Here is a 21,527-nt window from a genome sequence, read left to right as displayed (position 1 = left end):
CCCAATCACCTCTTCACATGTTCAAACACATTTATATAATCCGAAACCATCCGATCACCTTCAATCAAAAGGTCACCAATCGTTTCCATGGCCATATCATTAATTTCATCCAACAGGAGTGTAGGCATCGTGCCGTATTGCTCAGCCACCCGCATCAGCTCCGTATCCGGGTTGACGCCAAGCAAGGCGTGAATTGCCTGTACATGCTGCTGAGATAGCATTTCAGAAAACTGTATCCACTCTTCATCCAGATCAGCAAAAAAATCCGCCTCCCATTGTAATGATAATGGCTCGTTAATCCCGTTTTCTTGTCCTCCATCAGTATTAAGCGCTCCCTCAACGTCAACCTCCTGTTGGTTAGACTGCTTAGCACTTTCAGCTTCTTCCGTTGAATTCTGGATCACGGTAGTGGGTAGGCTGCTCACATTGTTTGCATCCTCATCTTCCGAGGTATGATTTTCTTCGATCATGAGTGCTCTGCGCACATATTCGCTTTCCTTTTGCAGCGAAGCAAGTTTCTCTGCATCAATCCGGACTATCGGTTGCTCTACAACTGGCATTTGCTCGACTGCAAATGCCTTGTCCAGGTAACGTTCAATCACGTTTGCAAGCTCAGGTTCAAGCGTCTTTCCACGAAGTCGCCCTCTGAAACCGAGCAGTTCACGGCATTTATTTTCCGTGCATCGAAAAACTCGGGTTACAAACTGGACAAAATCTGCATGCTCTCCAATCGGAACATATGTCATTTGAACCGATTTTCCATAAATGGATTCGTCATATACAGCTTTTCGAAACAGCGTACGTTCGATAGTCCTTTCATGATTTAACTCAAACTGATCCAATATGCCTGCCTTGCGTGTACGCAGTAGATAAGAATCCACCAAAACCATAACTCGGGGAATGTACTGTTCCAGAACCTTCATACCGCCATCTCTGTAAAATTTACTGAGCGTAATGTCGTAGTCATAATATCTTTGTAACAACTTCAGCGAGATATCCGATATATTGCTGCTCAACAGCCGTTGCAATTCCATATCCAGAATCTCCGGTGGAAGATAGCCACTCGAAAGCTCCACCATCTCGGATAATGACATGTTCAACTCATGGACTAGATCATAATCAATAATCCAATCCTGCATGTACACATCCAACTGCGGAAGCCGTTCACGATAGTTGATCCATAGTTCTTTTAATTGGTCGTAACCTTCCTCAGGTTCCTGCCAACCAATTCCGTTTATCAGCTCATAAATATGAACAAACAGATAGGACAGATCCGTATCAGGGAAACGTCCTTGCCGGACTTCCGTCCTCCAATACATATACCACTTGCGCTGGGGTTCGTTCATTACACCATAAGTCGGCCAATAACTCATAAAAGGAACAAAGGGAGCCTGCTCCCCTTCCACTTCAATGAGTTGCCTTGCTTCCTCTACAAACCTTTTCTCAGAAGACAATATGCCGCCAGGTAATCTTATATCAAAATCAGCACGGACAATCGTTGAACGATCAGGAACCGGGACTGCCGCTGTGATAGGCTCTTCGCTCAGATCTATCTCCATAAATTCCAGTTGTCTTGAATCCTCTTTCATTGAATTCCGTTTCACCGTCCTCTGCGTGTGAATACGAACAAGTGTATCCATATTCATCATTATAACACTTGTCCCTGTGCCTGCAGTGATGAAAATAATACTTTCCTAATTAGCAGAAAAAAGAAAGACATTCAAACTGATATCCAGTTTAAATGCCTTCCCTCTATACCATTTTGCTGCACCCTTTACAGTAAGGCTAGTAAAACCTCGTATCAAACCATGATAGCCCGATTTTTTCCGTCACTCTTGGCTTGAGCAAGGGCCTGACTGGCTTTTTCAATCAGATTCGACATCATCAGCTTTTCTTCAGGAACCATTACCGCACCGCCAACGCTAACAGTGACCACGTCACTCGGGCTGGACAGATCTCTCTGAATTTGAAGTGCAAGCACATGTTGTCTGATTTCTTCGGCAAGCTCCGCTGAACGTTCTGATGTTGCATTCTTCAGTTTCAACATGAAGGTTCCTCCCCGAAGACGGGAGATGATGGCATCATTCTGCTCACTGACCACCGCCAGCACTTCTCCAATCCACTGCAGGCACAGATCGCCACCTTGAAGTCCATAAGATGCATTATATGAACGGAAATCATCGATATCTATAATAAACAGTCCCAAACTGCATTTCTCCTGCAAACATTCATTCCAATCATCCTGAAGTTGAGATTGGAATATGGTTTGAAGCGGCATGTCTGTTAACGGATCTGTATTGAGATAGTTCTGGAGCTGACTGGTTGTCTCCGTATAATGATCCTGATCATGATTCGATGCGCCACCGTTCAGAAGGACCATCACTGAGGGTTTGCCTGCATGTGTAACAGAAGCCAGTGTAATCTCAAGCAGCAGGGACGTGCCCGTTGCTGTGGTGAAGTACGCCTGGTTAGTAAACAGACGCGTATTATTGAGCTTCAGTTCCTCCAGGTTTTGCTGCAAAATCGTTTTCGTCTTATCAGGTACAAATTCCCTGAAGTCCTTGCTGATGAGATTTTTAGAATTTTCATAGCCAAGCAATTCAGCTGCCTTGTTATTGCAATAAATAACGAACCCGTCCGTCAACGTAAAAAACGCCACCGGGGAAAACTCCATCAACTGTAAGTAGCGCTGCTCATTTTGACGCAAAATACGTGCATTCTGCAACGCCTGCTCCTCTGCCTGAACAAGCTGGTTCTCCGTTTGACGGCGTACGATGCTTTTGAGCAATGGAAGCACATTCAGCTCCTTCGTTGTCCACGGGTAGGAGGTCGATTGGACAATCTCTCTCCATTTCTCGAAGGATTTCCGGGGGGACAGACGCATGCCATCATCGGTTTTGATCACGGCTTTGGCTGGATCACCTGCCCAATCCACAAGCTGAACCACTTCAGGCCGGAACCAGATGATATAATGATGCTGCCCAGGGGATATGGCAACATAAACAATACCCGATGCTTTTTCCTTGTAAGCTTTAGCAGGATCATACTCCAAACTCAGCTTGGAGGTGTGATAACTGTAATCTACCGACTTGCCCGCTAGCCATGCAGCCAATTCCCGTACTTGCTCTCGTGCCGGCGTATCGCCATATAACAGCAGCTTGTCCTGATAACAGATCGCAGCTCCCGAAGCATCCATCAAACTCAATAAGGTCTGCTCTTCGCCCTGCAATTCCTCAATAATCCTCACTGGGCTTGTATTCCCAATAAAAATATTGGCAATTTGGGTAGCCGCTTCACGTGACCTGATTTCAGCCTGATATTCATCCAGCTGCTGACGTTGAAACAGTTCACTTGAGAAGAATGAACCCAGGAAGTTACACAAATTCCGAACACGATGAGGTATATATCTGGCTGAATAATGATGACATGTAATCAGGCCCCATAGTTGGTTGTCATGAATCAGAGAGATGGTTACGGTTGCTCCGACACCCATGTTCTGCAAATACTCAATATGCAACGGGGATACACTACGCAGAACCGACAAGCTCAGATTAAGTGGTTTGCCCGTCAAGGGTTGAAGCAAGGGCACGATCTCCACTGGCTTATAATTTACGTTCACGATGGTGCGCAACCAATTACGCAGGTACAACTCGCGTGCCTGTTTGGGAATATCTGACGCTGGATAATGGTGCCCGAGAAACGGTTCGAGCTCTTCCTCACGTGCTTCCGCGATGACCTTTCCATTCCATTGTTCGTCAAATTCATAGATCATAACCCGGTCATACCCGAGCATTTCCTTCAATTGTTCGGCTGCTACTTGACTCGCTTCCACCCGATTATCAGTACTTTTAAGTCGGCTGAAGAAGCTGGAAATCCACTCAAAATCATTCCCTTCCATATTTCCTTTTTCATAGGAAGGCTCCATTTCCAAAATTAACAGGCCTTCACTCTCATGAATGACAGAAGTGAAGACCTGCTCATTTCCAGATACGTTAATCGTGAGATCCATATATTGCAGGTCTGATGTTACAGATGCACTGAAGGTGCGTGCCAGTACCTGCCTTATATTATCCTTGCCAATCAGATGTCCGAGTGGAAGGCCCAGCACCTCTTGCGTAGTAAGACCGAGATGTTCCACCGTATTTTGGCTGCATTGTACAATAGTCGGTATATTGTTGGTGCTCACAGCCAAGAGCACACCATGAGGTTGAATGAAGCCGGGGATATGAATGGGTTCTTTGTCGCAATTGTTTAGATCAATTGGATCATTGGTGTACGTACCCTGATTAAGCAATGTACGGTTAAGCAAATTATTTTCTTTCTTGGACTTCGATTCGGGCATAGCCTGAAAAATCCCCTCTCATGATGTGATAACTCTATTTTCAACTTACAGATTATCCGTATTTGTATTGATCCATTGATCAAGTAATCGGAATGTTTCCGAAGCCGTGTGCACCATGATGTCGTGATCTTCTTCCCCCGTGATGGATTGACGCAGTAGTTCCGTGAACTCTGCCCATCTCGTTCTGGTTTCCGTACCGTAGGCATTAAAATATTCCAACCCCCGATCTGCTTCAATCGGCAGGAACTGCGACAAACGTTTGGTCATGATCTGACCTCCGTTCGTAGATCCTTCAATGACATATAAATAACCGAATAACCTTGCTGGTGTCGATATATCAGGAAGATCCTTACATAAAGGAACCTGTCTGATTTCCTCTTCACTGGCGCCCAGATTCCGCAGGTCATTTTCAAGCAAATTTGCTTTTCCTCTAATCCCGATATCCAGTCCCGTGCTTTCCCAGAAAGGCTGCTGTACAGCTTGTTCTTCCAATGGTTTCAGGAACCCGTAAAATTTCTCCAGATATTTCTTATACTCTCCCAAGCTAACGGTTTGATTCATAATAGCCTTGGCATACTCGTTCTGTTCCACTTGTCTGTGATAATGAGCTGTCTCACTCTTCAGACGCTCCATAATGGTACTGGCTGTCATGTAATCATCGCCCTTCTAAGTCGGATCTCTTCATCAGAATTAAGACTTATACTTAACTGAATGTTCAGTGTAGGTTAGAATGGATACTCCATTTCATCTAGATAAAGACTCTATGTAAGTATACTTTTTCTTGTACGAGAAAACTATATGAATCCAGCATCGTTACATCTTTATTACGTTTGTTCGATTATACTAACCAGCTTGAACTCTTTAATTCTATTTTATAGGAAATAGTAAAGACGACCCCTGACATATATTGATCAGGAGTCGTTAGCTAAGCATAGATTAATATTAATTATTTATTTTCATCTGATTTAGATCCCCAATTCGCTAACTTATGCAATAGACTGATCAAAGCGGGTAACAAGATTGGGAGCATCACAAAACTGAGTAATACCAATCCAATGATGACAGATATAGCAACTTCAATCAATGTAACTACACCGGAAGGAATCAGGGCAGCAAAGGTACCTCCCAAAATAACAGCGGCAGAGATGACGACTCCTCCGATATTGCGGGAAGCCTCCGTGATTTTATGAACCGGATCACCTTCAATCTCGCGATATCTCATCATGAGGAAAATGCTGTAGTCCACGCCAAGTGTAACGATCATAATCAGACTGAAGAAAGGAACGTTCCAACTCAGATAATCCACGTTAAGCGGCCCCACTACTAACAATTCATTTAGACCAAGCGCAACGTAATACGTCAGGAACAACGAGCCAACAATGATTACGGACTGCCAGAATGAACGAATGATTACCAGAAGAATGAGCCCAATCCCAATCAACATAATCATGGAAGTTCTGCTCAGGTCACCTCCAGCTAATTTTTGTAGATCAAGATTTTGTGAAGGCACCCCACCAAGCGCCACTTTGGCTTCGCTCAAATCCGTACCAACAAGGGCTGTGTTCAGTTGGTTGCTCAGATTTTGGACAACATCCATCGCCTCTTTAGAGTAAGGATTGTCTGTTAAAATGATGGATATTTCCGCAGTCTTCCGGTCATCAGACATATAAGTATCTAGCGATGCTTGGAACTCCTCTCCTGTTAATACCTCTTCAGGAATATAGAAACTTTTGGCTGCATCGGACTGTCCCAGATTGCCCAAATACTCCTCTGCATCCCCAAGACCTTTGGAAACATCTGTAAGCCCTTCTGTACTTGCGGTGAGTCCCGATTTCAATTCACCCATCTTCGCTTGCAAATCGTTCAGACCGGTCAATAACTGATTTTGTCCTTGATTAATTTGTACTAGTCCTTTTCCAACTTCAGACGTTTTCCCAGCGATCTGCTTGCTGCCACTTGCACCATTAACCAGACCTGCAGATAACTCTCCGGCTCCACCTTCAAGTTGACCCACACCCGAAGTCACCCGAGTTAAACCTTGGTTAACCTGAGCCAGGGCTTTGTTCGCTTCCTTGAATGAACCCAGAGCACCATTGTACTGCACCATCAGCGGGTCCATCTGTGTGTATAACTTGTTCAGATCACTTTGAGCCTCCTGGGTAATGCCGATGATTTGTACCGCATCTTCTTCCTGCTGTAACTCAGGATGATTCGTAATGAGTCTTGTCATACTACTTTCGATTTGAGCGTAGGCATCTAGTGCACCCTGAATTGCTGTTTTCATACTATTAAAAGTATCTCTGAACGAACCTAGTCCCTGTTCAAGATCAGCATATCCTTGATGCAACTCAGTTGTACCTTTAGATAGTATATCTACTTTTTCTCTGAGGGTAGCCAGGCCATTTTTCAATGTATCTGCGCCTTTCCTCCCATCGTTCAACCCGACTGTCACCTGATTCATGGCTTTCCCCAGAGCTGCCACTCCTTCTTGCAACTGGCTTGTACCATCAATCAGCTGCTGCACATCACTCAGATCATTGGAAGATTGCAATTGGCCTGCAGCAGAAGATAATCCTTCGTTGATGGTGCCTAATCCATTGTTCGCTTTCCCAATACCTTGATTAAGCTCATCCGCCTGATCATTGATATACAATTCCTTAATTTTTGTTCCGGTTGGTCGGGTAACGCTATAAACTACGGACACACCATCCATTTTGAATACTTTATCCGTCAGATCATCCAGTGCTTTTAAAAACGTTTGGTTATCCATCGACTGCTTGGATTGTACAACCAGTGTGGTTGGGGCAGAGAAACCTGGTGGGTAATGATCCATGATCAGATTAATTCCCTGTTTGGATGTATAATTGTTATTGACCTCAAACAGATCATTATAACTAAGCCGGTTACTGTAGCTGAACAAAAACGGAATGCTGATTACGGCAACAAAAATGATTGCAAGAACAGGTCTACTTGCCGCGTTCCGAGACAAGAATCCCCATAAGCGGCTATCTGCGTGACCTTCAAATTTCCTCGATGGCCAGAACATCTTTTTGCCTAATACAACCATGAAGAATGGATTCAACGTATTCAGGACGACAATGAGAACCGCTACTGCAAATGCCACTGAAGAGGTTGCCTGGTACAACTGAAACTTGGCGAGCATCAGAGCAAGGAATCCGATGAATACAGCAATACCACTATATAACACAGTACGTCCTGCCGTTCTAAACGTCGTTTTGGTTGCGAGAAGTACATCCCCGCCCTGTCTGCTTAACTCTTCCTTAAATCTGGTGTATAACAAAATATTGTAATCCGTACCGATCCCAAACAAAATCACAACCATAAACACTTGGGTAAAGTTAGAGAACGGAAAGTTAAACATGTCTACAAGATGACCCACAATCGCTAATGAAACAACATATGATATACCCACCGTAAGCAGTGAGATAACGGGAATGATCGGTGATCTGAAAATAATAATCAAAATAACGAGGATAAAAATAACCGCGATAATTTCTGTTTTCTGTACCCCATCCTCAATCGATTTGCCAAAGTCATCACCAATCAGATCTGCTCCTGTCAGATATGTATTCACATCTGAGATGGCTGTCGCCTCATTTAACTGACTCACCACTTCCGAAAGGGGAATATCCTCATCCTTAGTGACTGTGATTTGGGTTAAAATCGTGGTTTCGTCCTCGGATATAAGTCGATCAGCTTGCTCTTCACCATCCAGATGGGTTGTGAGCGTCTCTATATTCAGTTGTTTTTCCTGATTTTTCAGGTTGGACAAAACAGATTCGATTTCCGTCTTCTGCTGCTTGGTTAATGCCTGTGCACCTTCTCCACTGTTAAATACAGCGATGATTGAATAGGTATTCCCACTATCCTTATCCATGTCTTTCATCATCGTAGCTGCAATTTGGCTCTGAGCCGTTTCAGGAATTGAAATTTCTCCTTTTTCTTTGACCAGCTGACCAAAATCAGGCATCGTCATTACAGAAACTACGGTAATAAGTATCCATAAAATCAAGGAAAGCGTTCTGGGGTTTCTAAGTTTACTCATACTTTATCCTCACACACCTTATGTCTAGTATAGGAATGAACATTCATTCCGTTTATGTTGTAAAAAAGGCCAATAGAATCAATGGACTCTAATGGCATTCCACAGGCACTCCTCAAGCTGGTTCATTAACTCCGGCGTTGCTTCTAAAAGACCTTTGTTAAAGTGTTCAAACAAATGCATAGAAGCACCGTAGACAATGTTCATTAACGCTTCTGTCGGCAACATAAGAATAGCTCCCTGCTGCTGCCCCTTATGGATGCATTCATTCAGAAACCCCATAAATTCATTGACGCTTTCCTTGCTTTCATCGTGAAAATGCAGTGCATTACCAGTAGAGTTAATAAACTTTAGCCGATCCGGGTTGGACTCAGCGAACTTAAACAATCCACGGAATATATGATGAAACTGCTCACGTACGGAAATGGGTTTATCTGGAAAGCCTTGCCTCAAGGCATCAAGGAACTCCCTGATACTTTTCTGAAAGAGTTCATTCAACAATACTTCTTTATTCGTAAAATATCGATATATGGTTCCCGCTCCTACCTGAGCCGAATCCGCAATCATCGGCATGGTTGTTGCATCGAACCCCCGTTGGGCAAAAAGCGTTAAAGCAGCTGCATAAATATCATCTTTTTTGCTGCCTTTAGCCATGAATCTATCCCTCCTTATTTTAGGAATGAACGTTCATTCCGTTTCTTTTGGTTAGTATAACCTCTTTTCCCCTATCTAGCAAGTCTAATCTAAAGTGCCGTTCTTACTTCAAAATGGTAAACTAATCCTATATCCTGTCACTGGAGGAATTATACCTATGAACATAACGATTCAAGACATTATACAACATCTCACGGAAAATGTTGAGTTACCTGAACACACCGTGGATCAACTGATTACGGGTTCACCCAACCAAACGGTCACAGGCGTTTTTGTAACTTTTATGCCTACACAACATGTGATTGAGCACGCCATAAAGCGTGGAGCTAATCTAATTATCGCTCATGAACCTCCCTTCTATAACCATCATAGCCATACCGATTGGCTGGCTGATGATCCGGTCTATGAAACCAAGAGAACGCTAATCGATAATGGTGGAATTGCGATCTATCGTTGCCATGATGCAATTCACCGCTTTCAACCGGATGGCATTACGGAAGGATTGGTTCAGGCATTAGGATGGTCCCCTTATGTGGTACAGCGTAAACCGGAAGCTGACATTCTATCCTTTCCGGAAGGAATGACAGTTCAGCTTATTGCAGAACATATTAAACGTTCGCTTGGAATCGAATATATACGCCTGGCTGGTGATCCAAGGTTGGTATGCAGACAAGCAGCAGTGCTTGTAGGTTTTCGAGGCAACGGCAATCTGACCATTCCTCTGCTTCAACAGGAAGAGCTGGATCTGATTATCGCAGGTGAAGGATTCGAATGGGAGACACCGGAGTACATACGAGATGCTGTGCAGCAAGGAAAACAAAAGGCTCTTCTTATGATCGGCCATGCCGAGAGTGAGGCTTCCGGAATGAAGCTTTTGTCTGAAAGATTGGCTACAGCTTTCCCGGAATTGCCTGTTCATTTTATTGGTGAGCAACCGGTGTTTCAAGTATTGTGATCTTCAGAATGACGAGCCATCCTGAGTCCTGTCTGGATTTTGTAGAGGGTTTAATGTACTCTAAATGCTATAACTTCTGAGCTGAGGACATTTGTCCTTGGCTTTTCGAGTGGATATATCATTTAATAGAAATCGAAGAAGTAATGACGCGACAAGGAGAGTACAACCATGAGAGGAATTATTTTTGCACTATTAGGCGGTGCATGCATTACCCTGCAAGGGGTTGCCAATACCCGAATCAGTACGGACATGGGCACCTGGCAAGCCGCAACCATTACCCAACTCACCGGGTTCATTCTGGCGGCTCTGATCCTTGTATTCGTGCGGGACATCAACCTGCAAGGATTGAAGCAAGTGAAGCCCATGTACCTGGCGGGAGGCGCGTTTGGTGCAGTGATTATTTTCAGTGAAGTCACAGCAATCCAGCAAATTGGGGTAACTTTTACGATCTCCGCCCTGTTGATTGCACAGCTTTTCCTGACCTTTCTGGTCGACAGTAACGGATGGTTTGGTGTTGTGAAGCAGAAAATGAAACTACCGCAATTTCTGGGTATAGCATTAATGGTTACGGGCGTCATTATTATGAAGCTGTAGCTGGTCGAGTATATAGTCGGGGGTGAAAGACGTTATGGAAGAGTTTCAGAATGAGCATCAATTATTGCACTATTTAAAACAATATCAACTCGAATCGGTATTTTACCAGCCCCTGCGTCCGCATATGACGTTATGCCACTTCGAGAAGTGCGAATTAATCTGCCGTGAAGGCGAAACATCCGAATATTTATATGTGCTGGTCGAGGGGAAAGTCAAAATCTTCACGACCTCACCACAGGATAAAACACTCGTTCTTTGTTTTAAAACACCGCTTGAAGTGGTTGGTGATATTGAGTACGTTCGGGAGAGTAACATCGTGAACACCGTACAAGCGGTCTCACCTGTCGTGATGCTACGCATTCATTATCAATGGTTAGTTGAACTCGCTAGCGATTACGCACCCCTGTTGAAATTTTTACTCAAAATTATTTCCCACAAGTTTTACATTGATTCGAACTTCTCCAACTTCAACCTGATGTATCCGGTCGAGGTTCGATTAGCCAGCTATCTGCTCTCCATCTCTACCGAAGAAGCGGGGACTGTTGTCCACGAAGAACTGGACGCCTTTAATTTGACAGATATCGCGAATCTGATCGGTACGAGTTATCGGCATTTGAATCGGGTGATTCAGAAGCTGTGTGCAGATGGATTAATCATGCGGGATCAGGGCTTTATTATGGTCAAAGATCGGGCAGGTCTGGCAGAAGTGGCGGGTCACAACATCTATGAATAAGGAGATCTCTATCCTATGATCATTACAGGTATTTTACTAGCGTTACTGGCAGGTTCTCTTGTCAGTCTGCAGACCATCTTTAATAGTAAGGTAAATGAACGTACCGGCTCGTGGTCCACGACAACGATGGTGCTTTTCACCGGGTTTATTGCATCGTTTCTGATTTCTCTAGTGGTGGAGGGCAAAAATACGTTCAGCTTCCAACATATGCAGCCCTGGTATTGGCTTAGCGGAGCCATCGGTGTTGGGGTGGTCTTCTGTCTCGTTCAAGGGATGAAGCTGCTCGGTCCCACATTTGCGATCTCCATCGTACTTACATCCCAGTTAAGTTTCGCCTTGCTGTTTGATTCCATGGGATGGCTTGGACTGGAGCAGATCCCATTCTCGTGGAACCAGCTTCTTGGCGTTCTTGTCATCGTGGGCGGTATCGTGTTGTTCAAGTTTGGCGGTAGCAAATCGGCAAAATCGAAAAAATCTCCTGGTGCATTGCAATCCGATTCATAGGAGAACAATAAAAAGAGTGTCTGTCCAATCCGTTGATTGGCTAGACACTCTTTTTGGCAATCGAATCACGTTTCGCTTAATTCGTGTAATTCGCTTAAACGAACTCTACGTTGTGATACACTTGCTGAACATCTTCAAGGTCTTCAAGCGCATCAAGCAGTTTCTCGAACTGAGCTTGTGCATCCTCTGGAAGTTCAATATGGTTTTGCGCAAGCATCGTCAGCTCGGCTACGGTAAACTCAGTAACACCGGCAGCTTTAAATGCTTCCTGTACAGCGTGGAATTGATCCGGTTCTGCATATACGATCTATAGTTTGTTACTCTCACTTTTTGTATGAAATTGTATACGTTTATCATATCAAATAAAGAGTAATTTTACTACAAGAGATTGCATGTTTATCCTTCATAAATAGACCTTTTTGCACTCAAAAAAGAGATATATCAAACTACTGCTTTCTTTCTCAAATTTCTCTTATTTTACCAAGCAGACCACCAATTTTTTTGAGTTTTAATCGTTTTGGTGATTTCAAAATCATTAATTCTTTTGCTTTTTTCAAATGCATTTTCAATATACATATTGGGATTAGAAATAAATTCATCTTCTGTTACCAAAGATATATATGAACCATCTAAAGAACTAACACTCTGACAAGTTGGACAAACATATACAGGCCTTTTCAGATTTGTACGATTTTTAATGATGATGTCATACAACTTACTATTATCAATATTCCTTGAACTACAACCATCGGAATTTGTAATTGAATTTAGAAGCCACCCATATCCGCCAAAATAATAATCTTTTTGTATTACTCCTACAATACCATTAACTCTTGAGGTCTTATCCCCTCTAGTGACCTCCTTCAGGGAGTATTCAATCTCCCAGTCAATCCAATTGCTCTGCTTCATATTGGGAGATATAACAACGATGGTCACTGAAGAATCAAATATCATGTTCTTAAGATGGTGTTTAATAGTCTCCGTCTTCCTATCCATCAAATTCGGAGATGAACTAGTTTCACCTTGGTAGTAACGAGCGTCTACTCCAAGCGCACTAATTATTTTATCTCGTGTTTGCCAAGCTTCACTGTATTTATAGGAAATGAATGTTTTACGTGCCATAACTATCTCCCTTTATCACTTTTTTCTTTTTTCAAGTTTATTCACAATCTCAATTACAGTTTTTATCATAATTTCGTCTGTTTGGCTTGCATCTCCCAACAGTCGATACTTATCTATAAGTTCAGCATCTGGAATGTACTGATTAAAATTGTTCATTACAGTCTCCCATATTTTTTTAGCTGTAAAGCCTGTCGCTCCAACTGGGACTGGTATTCCCCCATGAATCAAGCTTATTTCAAATTCTTCAAACATGCCATCCGCATCGATAACATTACCTGTTGCATCATCAATTTTATTACCAAACATAAAAACTGAAATCCCAACATTTTGAATCATGTTATTACGATGTATAGTCCATAAATCCTTTATAGGTACCTGGCTAGTACTGTTTTGCGGAAACGGTCTTGATATCAAACGTTCTTCTACCCGCTGATTTCGAGTCTTATAAATCTCTTCTAATGCTCCTGAGATTACACAACTTCCCACTCCAAGCCCAAAGCCAGTTACAATATTATTCCCGTTGTTTATTAATGCTTTGCTGAGGTTGCTAGAGAACATTAAGCAACGTTTTTCTCCCCAATCTCCATAATCGGTAGCGCTGCCGGAGACAAATATATTTCTTCTCTTGTATTGCAACTCCAATTCCTTAAGTATGGCAGTAATATCATCATACCGATTTACCAAAAGTACCTTTATGCTGTATCTTCTCAAATCATTAACTTTCAATTTCTGTTTTATCTGAGCATATAGAAACTCCGATTCTTCCTCAAAGTCCTCTCGTTGCACTTGTTTCATAAAACAGTAATGGGTCCTTTGATTTTGTTCCAATAGAATCCTTATTCTACTCAGTATATATTCCAAGTTGGGATCGTCAAAGCTGAATCCAATGAACAACATTGTTTTTGAAACTAAATCTCCTTGTAGCGCTGTAGTAAACAACTGTCTCTTGTTATTGTAGTTTTCATAATCATCCTTGGTTAATACTGCTTCATGAGCTAATGAAATGTCTCCATGCATTTTATAAACCTTGGCATCGCTATTTGTTTTGGTTGTCGCTAAATTTTCAATGGTTATTTTGGCGTCTATTCTCTTACCTTCCCTCTTTAGAGCTTCTTCAATTAGAGTATCGTAATTGGTCGTCCAGTATGTATTTATAGGCAACCTTGACAGAATCTTATGATTTTCGGTGATTTCAGCATCTTTAGTGAATTCATCGATAAGTGTTTGATTTACTCTTCCTCTATTTCCTCCATTTTCATTTACATGGTATTGTGCTACCGCAATAAGGTCACTTTCTATATCAATATTTAAATTGATCTCTTCAGCAATATCTCGGAGCAATTCCTTCCAGTCTACGAACCCAGCAGGTTTGGACAAACCCGCACCAGCAAATATAGCCGCATTAGATTCTTCAATAGCTGTCTTATAAGTTTTCAGAAACTCTGCAACATTTGTATCCATAAATGCCCCTCCTATAATCATGAATTTAACCAACTCTCCAAAGTAACACCTGTTTCTACTCCTTGTTTAAAAACACCCCATCGACCATCAGCAACTTGTTCAACATAATTGTATAGACCATAGTATTCTCTTTCGTCCCAACTTGTATCTTTTTACATGAGCGGAAGGATCGCTATTCTATCAAGACCTTTCACACCATCAGCAAGCCCAAGCTCCCACGGAATCCAAATTGATTGAATGCTACGAGGTGTTGCTAACAACACAAATTTATTTGATCGATTTATTCTGTCTTTCAGCTTTTCTGCCGTTTCAGAAGATGTCTGGCTAGGCATACTATGGTCAAGCCAATCAATATATGTCTTTTGACCAAATTGTGCTAAAAATCCTACTGCCTTCTTGACTTCTTCTTTATCGTCATGACGATGGGACAAAAAAACAGTATTAGAAGTGCTGAAATGGTAATTTTCGTTGAGTGATTTCTGAATTGATTGAGACATATTATTCAATTTGTCGAATGTTAGATATGACATAAATATCCTCCCAGTTTATGTTAGAAGACTCAATACTGACTAACAATTTCACATATCTCAACTTTCATGGCAACTTATCTGGAATCTACTTCCCCTCATTTTACTCGTTTTAAAAAGGGTAAAAGTATTACGACTCAACACAACGTTCCGTCCATATTTATCAAGTTACTGATAATATGCGAGCCATGAGAAATCAATGGATATAAGTGTACGTACATTAATAGCTTACTGAAGCCGAAATACTATGGCGCCTTGGCTTTCTCTATTCTCGCTTATGCTTAAAATCCTTGAATATCTCATTCGATAGTTGTTTGTCTCTTTATCAAAACTAGTCGAAATTCTCAGCATCATTATCATCTAAATAAATGGCAGCAATGCATAGTCTGTCATTTCTGATATCCCTTTTCTGACTCTTTTTGACGTGCATGCCAAGTCTCCCACTCCCTCTTTTCATCATCGAAAGCTACTTTGTCTACGGTTCTTGGTAGGATTTCACTAATCTCAGCGATAGGCTTCGATCCAAAAACATGACGATGAGCATTTTCAGCAATAAATCGATTCAGATCAGTGGCTAACTCTCTTGAAACTGTATTGATTCTGGTGTTGTTGCCCACCTGGGTATATAATAATAGCTCTGGGGATATAGGGTAAATGATTTCGCTCCCCTTGTTTCCCCACCCCCCTTTAAAATCGTAGGAGCCTGCTTTGTAGTAATTTAACTTCAAAACAGGGTTGTCGCTTGTGATCCACTCCATTCCTTCAGGAGCATGGAGTATGCTCCAAACGTGCTTATTCAGTACCTTGTAAGTATTTGAAAGTAAGTGACGAATAGAGAACAACCATAGCCCTCGTCCTAACAATACCTCTGTTTTTAAAAGCCCCACTTCGGACTTATCTTCAATTTCTTTTGTTACTCTCATAGGAATCATCTCAGAATCAGGATTCGTCTCAGATACTGAAGAATGTGTTCGATACTGCTCAGCTTCAATTTTGCTTATCACAGATTGCATTGCGCCCTCAACAATACCCCTGGCATCTCTAACCCCCAGCGCTTTAAATGTTCTATGTAGCTTGCAGGAGAACGAATATCGTGGAGAGCAACAAATCTCAGTAAGTGCTCCAGCTCATGTTTATTTAGAGCAGAGTGCGAACGTGCTTTTGATAAAGCAATTTGTGCTGGAGATTCGATTTCCTTATCCATCCATTTTTCAAACTCATCAGAATCATTGCCCATTATGTTCCGTGTAAATAGATGCTGATGGTTGGCTATACTCCTAATTGACGATTGCTCCCACTCTGGAACGGCACTATGTGACACTAATATCCGATAAGTCCAAATTCTATGATGATTATGTGCCCAAGCTTTCAAATACGATTGAGAAACATAGTGATGATTCTTTCTAATATTATCCAATAGTCGTTTCCTCGCTAACACAATAGTCTCCTCAAAGGATGATATCCTTCTTTAACCAAATCTCCTAAATCCCTTATGACTTAATTATAACGAATTCTCAGTTTGTATGTTCAGAAAAAAAATCCTTACATCTCATGATCTTCATAAATATTTCTAGCGAATTCATTTCCGCATAGACCCTTCATTGTTTTGAATTTGGGAACAGGCTACAATCGGTTTCAAGAGGTGATAACAATGTTAAAAGCAGAAATACTAAAACAAGCCCAAGACACGGAAATAGTTCTTAGTGCAGATATGTTCGAACGATACTATGAATATGGTTTGATCGTTAGCGATAAGACTGGGCTGGGATATGTTCGTGGTGTAAAAACTCAATATCACGAACGGACTCTGGAAGCAATTGAACTGATCGATAAACTTAAATCCAGCAGCCTGTATAAGCATCAGAAGGACTACATATTCATTTTGTACTGGAAGGGCTTTCCCATCCAATGGGACAAGCTTAAAGCTCGTCTTATTGAATTCCACACGGAAGTCATTAATAATTTCAAAGTGATCGCCAACTACACTGAAAATACTAATTATAGTGAAATTATTGATGATATTGTGGCCGACGAAGCAGAGAAAAGACCGAAAGCGGTTGGACGCCCTACGAAGCAGTCTATTGAAAAACAAAAAATTGAAGCTCAGGAATCAGCCAAACGATATGTACTAATCAGTAAACTTTTCTCTGAAATATTCACTAACGGAAACATTTCTTTGGATGTATTTAATAGCTTTAACCAACAAAACTCCATCGAGTTCGAATTCACGGATGATTCCATTCTGTATTACGCTAATAGCTGGCTCCAGATGAAAACCTGGCGCGATGCAGTCAAGCACTCCGAAGAAATGAACTACCAAGAAACATACAAGCTGATCTCATTGCTTAAAGAGTATTGGTCAGATTTAGTCGAAAATTACGGGGATGTCTACAACGTACCGCTCATAGGTGGATTCATACAAAAGCTAGAAGAGGATTTCCAAATAAACGTTTTTAGCGATAGGCCATGGTTCTACAGGTTTGTTATCTTGATCTTAATTAGTGGTGGCTTCCGCCAGCACCTCATGAAATTCTTAACCAATCCTGAAACCAAGAATAACTGGAAACACTTCATATCCAAAATGTCAACTCTTCTTGCTAATTCTTCAGGAGAGGAGGTGACATTCAATGGGTAACGTCGGCATCGCTCTAGGCGGCGGCAAAGCATTCTCAGCACCTGCATTGCTCGTCTTGTTGATAATCTTTTTTACAATTATCGGTATTGGACATATTTTAAAGAAGGCTAGGACTTAGGGTATCAGAACATGTAACAGCACCTGTTCCTCTTAGGAAAAGGTGCTGTATTTCTTTCAATAAAAGAAATTCACAAACTTCACCTCCATACACTGAATCCTTAGCCTTTAACGCAGTGCTTTTTACAATTCAAGAAACCAACAACCCCATGTTCGTTGATAAAACAGTAATCTTTTGGTTCGACTTAACCTATAGAGATCATTTTACACTCTAGATATTCTAGGTATATCTGCATAGTTTTTTGTGCATAACTGATTGAACTTAACGTTTCTCTTTTAAGCATTTATACAACGCTAAAAAACAATTTCATTTTACTTTATAGATCAAGATATCCTTAATGTTTCAGCTTAATGGGCATCAATATTGTTGTTGATTTTATCAAATTAACTACTACAATTGATATATTCGTAAATATTTAATACAAGTGAGGGATAAACTATGAGCAAAGAACAAAATTATGAAGATTCAAATAACATTGATCCAAGTAGCGCTAAAAAGCCAAGATTAGTTGACATAGTTGGTATCTTATCCCGCTCTATACCTGTTGAAATACAGGAACAAACAAAAGATAAAACATTTGATCAAATTAGAGAAGAAGCCATCATTAAACACTTTCAGGAACAGTATGAAAAGCATAATTCATCCCTTGAGAAAGATAATGAAACAAACTAGTTGAAGTGATCAGTAATGTAAATGAGGATAAAGCTTACTTCCTACTTCGTTCATATTATTACACGTAAAAAAACACTAATAGCTCAATGCTAATAGTGTTTTTTACATAAAGTAAATCAAAAGACTATCTAACGAGATTGTTCTTCCACTCTTTCCAAGAGTTAGAGTTGATTGGAGTACCTGATTCGGAAATTTTCACAAACTCTAAAAACTGTTCAAAGCTAGCAGAAGGATTCTTCTCTGAATATTTAGTAACGAATTGTACCATAGCTTTATATGCGATCAAGTCCAGAACGGAGTATGTTGGTTCTTCAACAGATGTATCTGTTTCCTCTGAGTAAGTAACTTCATACATATGATTCAAACTCGATTTACTCTGGAGAAATGTTATAGCTTTGTCCCAATTTCCATTTTTAGAAGAAACAGAATAGTCAATACTATGCTCACTTACTGGTTGTGTTTTGTCCTTGGAGATTATAAAAGCATCAATTCCTAAGATGCTTAAATTATTATCCTTACAGTAAGTAATTAGATCAATTGCATCTGAAAAGTTATATAAATACAAACCACCACGTATTGTCGCTTTGTCTGTAATGTTATTCTTTGAAAGACTCAAATTTTTCTCCTTTCTTGGCAGATATGGATTTTTTATTGTACTGTCTGGTGCCCATTCTGGGTCGTTCCTATTGCTAACTTGAATGATCAAACCTGACTCATTCTCAACAGTAACATAACTGCCATCTTCGTTAAAATATGCTGTTGCTTCTTTACCATTTGCTTTGTTTTCAGCTTCACTTGTTTCGTGAGGTTCGTTTACTGTTGACTCGATTGAGTCTTCAGTCCATCCTCTTTTTTTCATTTGTTTATTTATTTTGTCATTTATCTCAACTTCTAGTTTAGCAACCACTGGTGCACCAGTAACTGCATCAGATTTGCTAAATGTCCCCACATCCCCTACATAAGTAGGATAACTTATTGCAACATCTCCATTGATACTATTCCCTACTCTTCCTATGTTAGGTTTCTCTAATGATGTTATTTCACCTTGACTATTGACAATTCCTTTTAGAGCAGGAATTGTTAATTGAGTAGGGAAATTGTTTGGAACAGCTAAGGGCTTAAATTGTATATGGGAACTGTTGTTATTGTTGCTTAAGATAAAGATTGGCTTAACTGTTTGGAAGGTTTTTTCAACCTTTAGCTCTTTTACTACTGTATTATACGCCACAAGAGCATTAGGATACTTCTTATTTGTAACAACATTAGGCCATATTGTTTCACGCGGACTTGAACTAATTTGTATGTTTCCAAGGGGGTCAACGTGCACACCAGTTATATAGAGATCGCCGTAACTTCTTTTCCAAATTCCCAAGTCCTTATAAGAATCATAACTAGGATACGATGCTTGAACTGAGGAAGGGAGAATTACTGAATTAATTGTAGCTATTTTTTCAATTTTACCTGTTGTGGGATTAACATAGGCCCCTGCCGCAAAATATTCATTCCATTTGTTGTTTAAGTATGCTTGCGCCTCCGAAGACCACTGCAAACTATATTTTTTACTAGTACTCCATATTTTATCCATACCACTAATAGATGATGCTATAGCTTGACGTGTTATTTCATCAGCATCATTCCATGCTTGTTCACCAAACTTTTTAACTTCGTCCATCAATTCTGGATCAAGACCAACCGCTGTCCCTGTTGCAGCTACTAAAATAGCTCCTCCCCAAAGCATTATAGCTCCTGCTTCTAAACCACCAAGTCCAATAGCTGGAGCAAAAGCAATAGCGTTCGCTTTAGGTTGAATAGATAAAGAAAATAAAAGGACAATGATATTGAACATTAAGAATAATTTCTTCATAAAAGCTGATTTTGTTTTAGGTTTCATATGTACTCCTTTAAATGATATTACAGTCTTTTAAAAGACTATTTGTTACATGCTTTAAATCCATAATTCCTTTCTACACTTTACTTACTACTCATAATTCCATTGCAGTGTGACCTATGATCTCCCCCCCTTATTTCGACTAGGTATTCGGACACGAAATATTATCTCAGATATTCCCTTTATAGTAAATACAGATTATACCAATATAAGACTTTAGACTTAAAGAAGAGGTGACGATTGTGATAAGAGACCTAATGATTGCTGAGAAGAACGGTTATACAATTTGTTTGTCCATTGATGATGGAAGTACATACAAAGGAAAGATAGAGTTTTCCGAAAATAAAAAACTCATTAAAGTTAAAACAGACTATGAAATTGTATGGTTTCCTATGGAGAATATATCTCATTATTCGATTATCTATAATTTTAGTAAAGATGAGAAAGAATCATGACATTAGAACATTTTGCAGTTGCTATTGTTCCTACACTGCTAGTATTTATGTATATCATTCATTTAGTTTTTAAAAATATATTCAACAATTACTGGCGTGTAATAAGAAAAACTTTTCTTCGTTTTTTAGTTATTTCAATGCTAATATCTGTCTTGTTTTCATTCATTTACGCTATGATCTTTACATTCGAGCTTGCTCATGCACTTGAACTAAAGAGCACAACGCTTTCCAACATTACTGGTTTTAAATTCCAAGGGACTACTTGGTTTAATTTTATTTTAGAAATATTCTTGTTTAGCTGCTCAATCTTTTTCCAATTCCCTAGCAGTGTTACATTTGAAGGCCTTTCTCAAATCATCTTAATTATTCAACGAGTTTTAGGCATTATGGTACCGTTGGTTACTGTTGGCTATACATTCCTCGAAGAGAATAAAAAGAATAGTGGTAACGCAATCCTTTATACATTTTTAAATCGTGGATGGAATATCTTAAGAATACGTAATAGTTATAGTGGAAGTTATAAAACTTTAGAATTAATTGGTCCAGATTTGTCAATTAATCCAATTCTTATAGAAGACCAGAAAAGCATAAGAGAAGAGTTAGATTACTTTACGCTTGATTGGTCAACAGTTGACAAGTATGTTTTACCTTATTCTTAAAGGTTGTTGACGAACCACTAATAAATAAACGTAGTAAACTATGGAGTGAAACTATAAAACTCTTCATTAATAAAGATATTGAAAATTTAGAATATTGCAAAAGATACAGGAACTTATTAAAACAAATAGGTAACGAATTTCTTAA

At 40.3% G+C, this 21,527-nt stretch carries 20 protein-coding genes and 1 pseudogene; 9 read left to right on the top strand and 12 right to left on the bottom strand.

What is annotated here, in order from left to right; genetic code table 11:
• Positions 1 to 5 precede the first annotated feature (5 nt).
• The 5 genes from PTQ21_RS18760 to PTQ21_RS18740 form a co-directional block, all read right to left on the bottom strand.
• The gene (locus PTQ21_RS18760) at positions 6 to 1,589 is read right to left on the bottom strand and encodes a TerB N-terminal domain-containing protein (RefSeq protein ID WP_274566675.1); all 1,584 of its coding nucleotides are present in this window, start codon (positions 1,587 to 1,589) and stop codon (positions 6 to 8) included.
• A gap of 212 nt (positions 1,590 to 1,801) precedes the next feature.
• Positions 1,802 to 4,342 carry a diguanylate cyclase domain-containing protein gene (locus PTQ21_RS18755; protein ID WP_274566673.1) on the bottom strand — a complete coding sequence of 847 codons (2,541 nt, stop codon included), beginning with the start codon at positions 4,340 to 4,342 and terminating at the stop codon, positions 1,802 to 1,804.
• A gap of 45 nt (positions 4,343 to 4,387) precedes the next feature.
• Positions 4,388 to 4,993 carry a biliverdin-producing heme oxygenase gene (locus PTQ21_RS18750; RefSeq protein ID WP_063563486.1) on the bottom strand — a complete coding sequence of 202 codons (606 nt, stop codon included), beginning with the start codon at positions 4,991 to 4,993 and terminating at the stop codon, positions 4,388 to 4,390.
• A gap of 295 nt (positions 4,994 to 5,288) precedes the next feature.
• Entirely contained in the window at positions 5,289 to 8,408 is a 3,120-nt protein-coding gene (locus PTQ21_RS18745; RefSeq protein ID WP_274566672.1) for an MMPL family transporter, read from the bottom strand.
• 78 nt (positions 8,409 to 8,486) lie between these two features.
• Entirely contained in the window at positions 8,487 to 9,059 is a 573-nt protein-coding gene (locus tag PTQ21_RS18740; protein WP_063563484.1) for a TetR/AcrR family transcriptional regulator, read from the bottom strand.
• A 157-nt stretch (positions 9,060 to 9,216) separates the two neighbouring features.
• On the opposite strand from PTQ21_RS18740, the gene PTQ21_RS18735 reads away from it, so the two are divergent.
• From PTQ21_RS18735 to PTQ21_RS18720, 4 genes are all read left to right on the top strand, one after another.
• Positions 9,217 to 10,014 (top strand): Nif3-like dinuclear metal center hexameric protein, encoded by a 798-nt coding sequence (locus PTQ21_RS18735; RefSeq protein ID WP_072732619.1) that lies wholly within the window; start codon positions 9,217 to 9,219, stop codon positions 10,012 to 10,014.
• 168 nt (positions 10,015 to 10,182) lie between these two features.
• Complete coding sequence (locus tag PTQ21_RS18730; RefSeq protein WP_024633836.1) at positions 10,183 to 10,608, top strand: DMT family transporter; 426 nt, start codon at positions 10,183 to 10,185, stop codon at positions 10,606 to 10,608.
• A gap of 34 nt (positions 10,609 to 10,642) precedes the next feature.
• The gene (locus PTQ21_RS18725) at positions 10,643 to 11,341 is read left to right on the top strand and encodes a Crp/Fnr family transcriptional regulator (RefSeq protein ID WP_274566669.1); all 699 of its coding nucleotides are present in this window, start codon (positions 10,643 to 10,645) and stop codon (positions 11,339 to 11,341) included.
• A gap of 18 nt (positions 11,342 to 11,359) precedes the next feature.
• Positions 11,360 to 11,845 (top strand): DMT family transporter, encoded by a 486-nt coding sequence (locus tag PTQ21_RS18720; RefSeq protein ID WP_063563626.1) that lies wholly within the window; start codon positions 11,360 to 11,362, stop codon positions 11,843 to 11,845.
• Positions 11,846 to 11,939: 94 nt separating this feature from the next.
• Here PTQ21_RS18720 and PTQ21_RS18715 read toward each other — a convergent pair.
• The 6 genes and pseudogenes from PTQ21_RS18715 to PTQ21_RS18690 form a co-directional block, all read right to left on the bottom strand.
• Positions 11,940 to 12,152: pseudogene (locus tag PTQ21_RS18715) on the bottom strand (YebC/PmpR family DNA-binding transcriptional regulator); the annotation flags it as partial.
• Positions 12,153 to 12,322: 170 nt separating this feature from the next.
• Positions 12,323 to 12,967 (bottom strand): TIR domain-containing protein, encoded by a 645-nt coding sequence (locus PTQ21_RS18710; protein WP_274566668.1) that lies wholly within the window; start codon positions 12,965 to 12,967, stop codon positions 12,323 to 12,325.
• Between the two features lie 15 nt (positions 12,968 to 12,982).
• Complete coding sequence (locus tag PTQ21_RS18705) at positions 12,983 to 14,428, bottom strand: SIR2 family protein (protein ID WP_274566667.1); 1,446 nt, start codon at positions 14,426 to 14,428, stop codon at positions 12,983 to 12,985.
• 152 nt (positions 14,429 to 14,580) lie between these two features.
• A complete protein-coding gene (locus PTQ21_RS18700) occupies positions 14,581 to 14,958 on the bottom strand; it encodes a toll/interleukin-1 receptor domain-containing protein (RefSeq protein WP_274566666.1) in 378 nt (125 codons plus the stop codon).
• 386 nt (positions 14,959 to 15,344) lie between these two features.
• Positions 15,345 to 15,968, bottom strand: a complete 624-nt coding sequence (locus PTQ21_RS18695) for a DUF4238 domain-containing protein (protein WP_274566665.1) — start codon at positions 15,966 to 15,968, stop codon at positions 15,345 to 15,347.
• Positions 15,956 to 16,393: a DUF4238 domain-containing protein gene (locus PTQ21_RS18690; protein WP_274566663.1), complete on the bottom strand. Its 438-nt coding sequence runs from the start codon at positions 16,391 to 16,393 to the stop codon at positions 15,956 to 15,958. Before PTQ21_RS18690 ends, PTQ21_RS18695 begins: the two co-directional genes overlap by 13 nt.
• A 213-nt stretch (positions 16,394 to 16,606) precedes the next feature.
• Between PTQ21_RS18690 and PTQ21_RS18685 the strand changes: the two genes are divergently transcribed.
• The 3 genes from PTQ21_RS18685 to PTQ21_RS18675 all read left to right on the top strand — a co-directional run bounded on the left by PTQ21_RS18685 (position 16,607) and on the right by PTQ21_RS18675 (position 18,380).
• Positions 16,607 to 17,590: a hypothetical protein gene (locus tag PTQ21_RS18685; protein ID WP_274566662.1), complete on the top strand. Its 984-nt coding sequence runs from the start codon at positions 16,607 to 16,609 to the stop codon at positions 17,588 to 17,590.
• A complete protein-coding gene (locus PTQ21_RS18680; protein ID WP_274566661.1) occupies positions 17,583 to 17,708 on the top strand; it encodes a hypothetical protein in 126 nt (41 codons plus the stop codon). Before PTQ21_RS18685 ends, PTQ21_RS18680 begins: the two co-directional genes overlap by 8 nt.
• Before the next feature lie 438 nt (positions 17,709 to 18,146).
• Positions 18,147 to 18,380, top strand: a complete 234-nt coding sequence (locus PTQ21_RS18675; protein WP_274566660.1) for a hypothetical protein — start codon at positions 18,147 to 18,149, stop codon at positions 18,378 to 18,380.
• Between the two features lie 124 nt (positions 18,381 to 18,504).
• Here PTQ21_RS18675 and PTQ21_RS18670 read toward each other — a convergent pair whose 3' ends face one another.
• Entirely contained in the window at positions 18,505 to 20,271 is a 1,767-nt protein-coding gene (locus PTQ21_RS18670) for a colicin E5-related ribonuclease (RefSeq protein ID WP_274566659.1), read from the bottom strand.
• Positions 20,272 to 20,510: 239 nt separating this feature from the next.
• Between PTQ21_RS18670 and PTQ21_RS18665 the strand changes: the two genes are divergently transcribed.
• On the top strand, positions 20,511 to 20,723 hold the full coding sequence (locus PTQ21_RS18665; RefSeq protein ID WP_274566658.1) for a hypothetical protein: 213 nt from the start codon (positions 20,511 to 20,513) through the stop codon (positions 20,721 to 20,723).
• The gene (locus PTQ21_RS18660; RefSeq protein ID WP_274566656.1) at positions 20,720 to 21,382 is read left to right on the top strand and encodes a hypothetical protein; all 663 of its coding nucleotides are present in this window, start codon (positions 20,720 to 20,722) and stop codon (positions 21,380 to 21,382) included. The genes PTQ21_RS18665 and PTQ21_RS18660 overlap by 4 nt, the downstream gene beginning before the upstream one ends.
• The last annotated feature ends 145 nt before the right edge of the window (positions 21,383 to 21,527 follow it).

Origin of the sequence: Paenibacillus marchantiae, from assembly GCF_028771845.1 — a bacterium.
Classification (GTDB): domain Bacteria; phylum Bacillota; class Bacilli; order Paenibacillales; family Paenibacillaceae; genus Paenibacillus; species Paenibacillus marchantiae.
The sequence above is the reverse complement of the archived record's forward strand: the minus strand, read 5'-3'. Positions and strand labels throughout refer to the sequence as shown.

Coding starts and splice junctions, on each gene's coding strand:
- PTQ21_RS18700 (WP_274566666.1), bottom strand. CDS start 14,958: ATGTCATATCTAACATTCGACAAATTGAATAATATGTCTCAATCAATT.
- PTQ21_RS18670 (WP_274566659.1), bottom strand. CDS start 20,271: ATGAAACCTAAAACAAAATCAGCTTTTATGAAGAAATTATTCTTAATG.
- PTQ21_RS18760 (WP_274566675.1), bottom strand. CDS start 1,589: ATGAAAGAGGATTCAAGACAACTGGAATTTATGGAGATAGATCTGAGC.
- PTQ21_RS18745 (WP_274566672.1), bottom strand. CDS start 8,408: ATGAGTAAACTTAGAAACCCCAGAACGCTTTCCTTGATTTTATGGATA.
- PTQ21_RS18735 (WP_072732619.1), top strand. CDS start 9,217: ATGAACATAACGATTCAAGACATTATACAACATCTCACGGAAAATGTT.
- PTQ21_RS18710 (WP_274566668.1), bottom strand. CDS start 12,967: ATGGCACGTAAAACATTCATTTCCTATAAATACAGTGAAGCTTGGCAA.
- PTQ21_RS18705 (WP_274566667.1), bottom strand. CDS start 14,428: ATGGATACAAATGTTGCAGAGTTTCTGAAAACTTATAAGACAGCTATT.
- PTQ21_RS18750 (WP_063563486.1), bottom strand. CDS start 4,993: ATGACAGCCAGTACCATTATGGAGCGTCTGAAGAGTGAGACAGCTCAT.
- PTQ21_RS18695 (WP_274566665.1), bottom strand. CDS start 15,968: ATGCAATCTGTGATAAGCAAAATTGAAGCTGAGCAGTATCGAACACAT.
- PTQ21_RS18725 (WP_274566669.1), top strand. CDS start 10,643: ATGGAAGAGTTTCAGAATGAGCATCAATTATTGCACTATTTAAAACAA.
- PTQ21_RS18755 (WP_274566673.1), bottom strand. CDS start 4,342: ATGCCCGAATCGAAGTCCAAGAAAGAAAATAATTTGCTTAACCGTACA.
- PTQ21_RS18660 (WP_274566656.1), top strand. CDS start 20,720: ATGACATTAGAACATTTTGCAGTTGCTATTGTTCCTACACTGCTAGTA.
- PTQ21_RS18675 (WP_274566660.1), top strand. CDS start 18,147: ATGAGCAAAGAACAAAATTATGAAGATTCAAATAACATTGATCCAAGT.
- PTQ21_RS18730 (WP_024633836.1), top strand. CDS start 10,183: ATGAGAGGAATTATTTTTGCACTATTAGGCGGTGCATGCATTACCCTG.
- PTQ21_RS18685 (WP_274566662.1), top strand. CDS start 16,607: ATGTTAAAAGCAGAAATACTAAAACAAGCCCAAGACACGGAAATAGTT.
- PTQ21_RS18680 (WP_274566661.1), top strand. CDS start 17,583: ATGGGTAACGTCGGCATCGCTCTAGGCGGCGGCAAAGCATTCTCAGCA.
- PTQ21_RS18740 (WP_063563484.1), bottom strand. CDS start 9,059: ATGGCTAAAGGCAGCAAAAAAGATGATATTTATGCAGCTGCTTTAACG.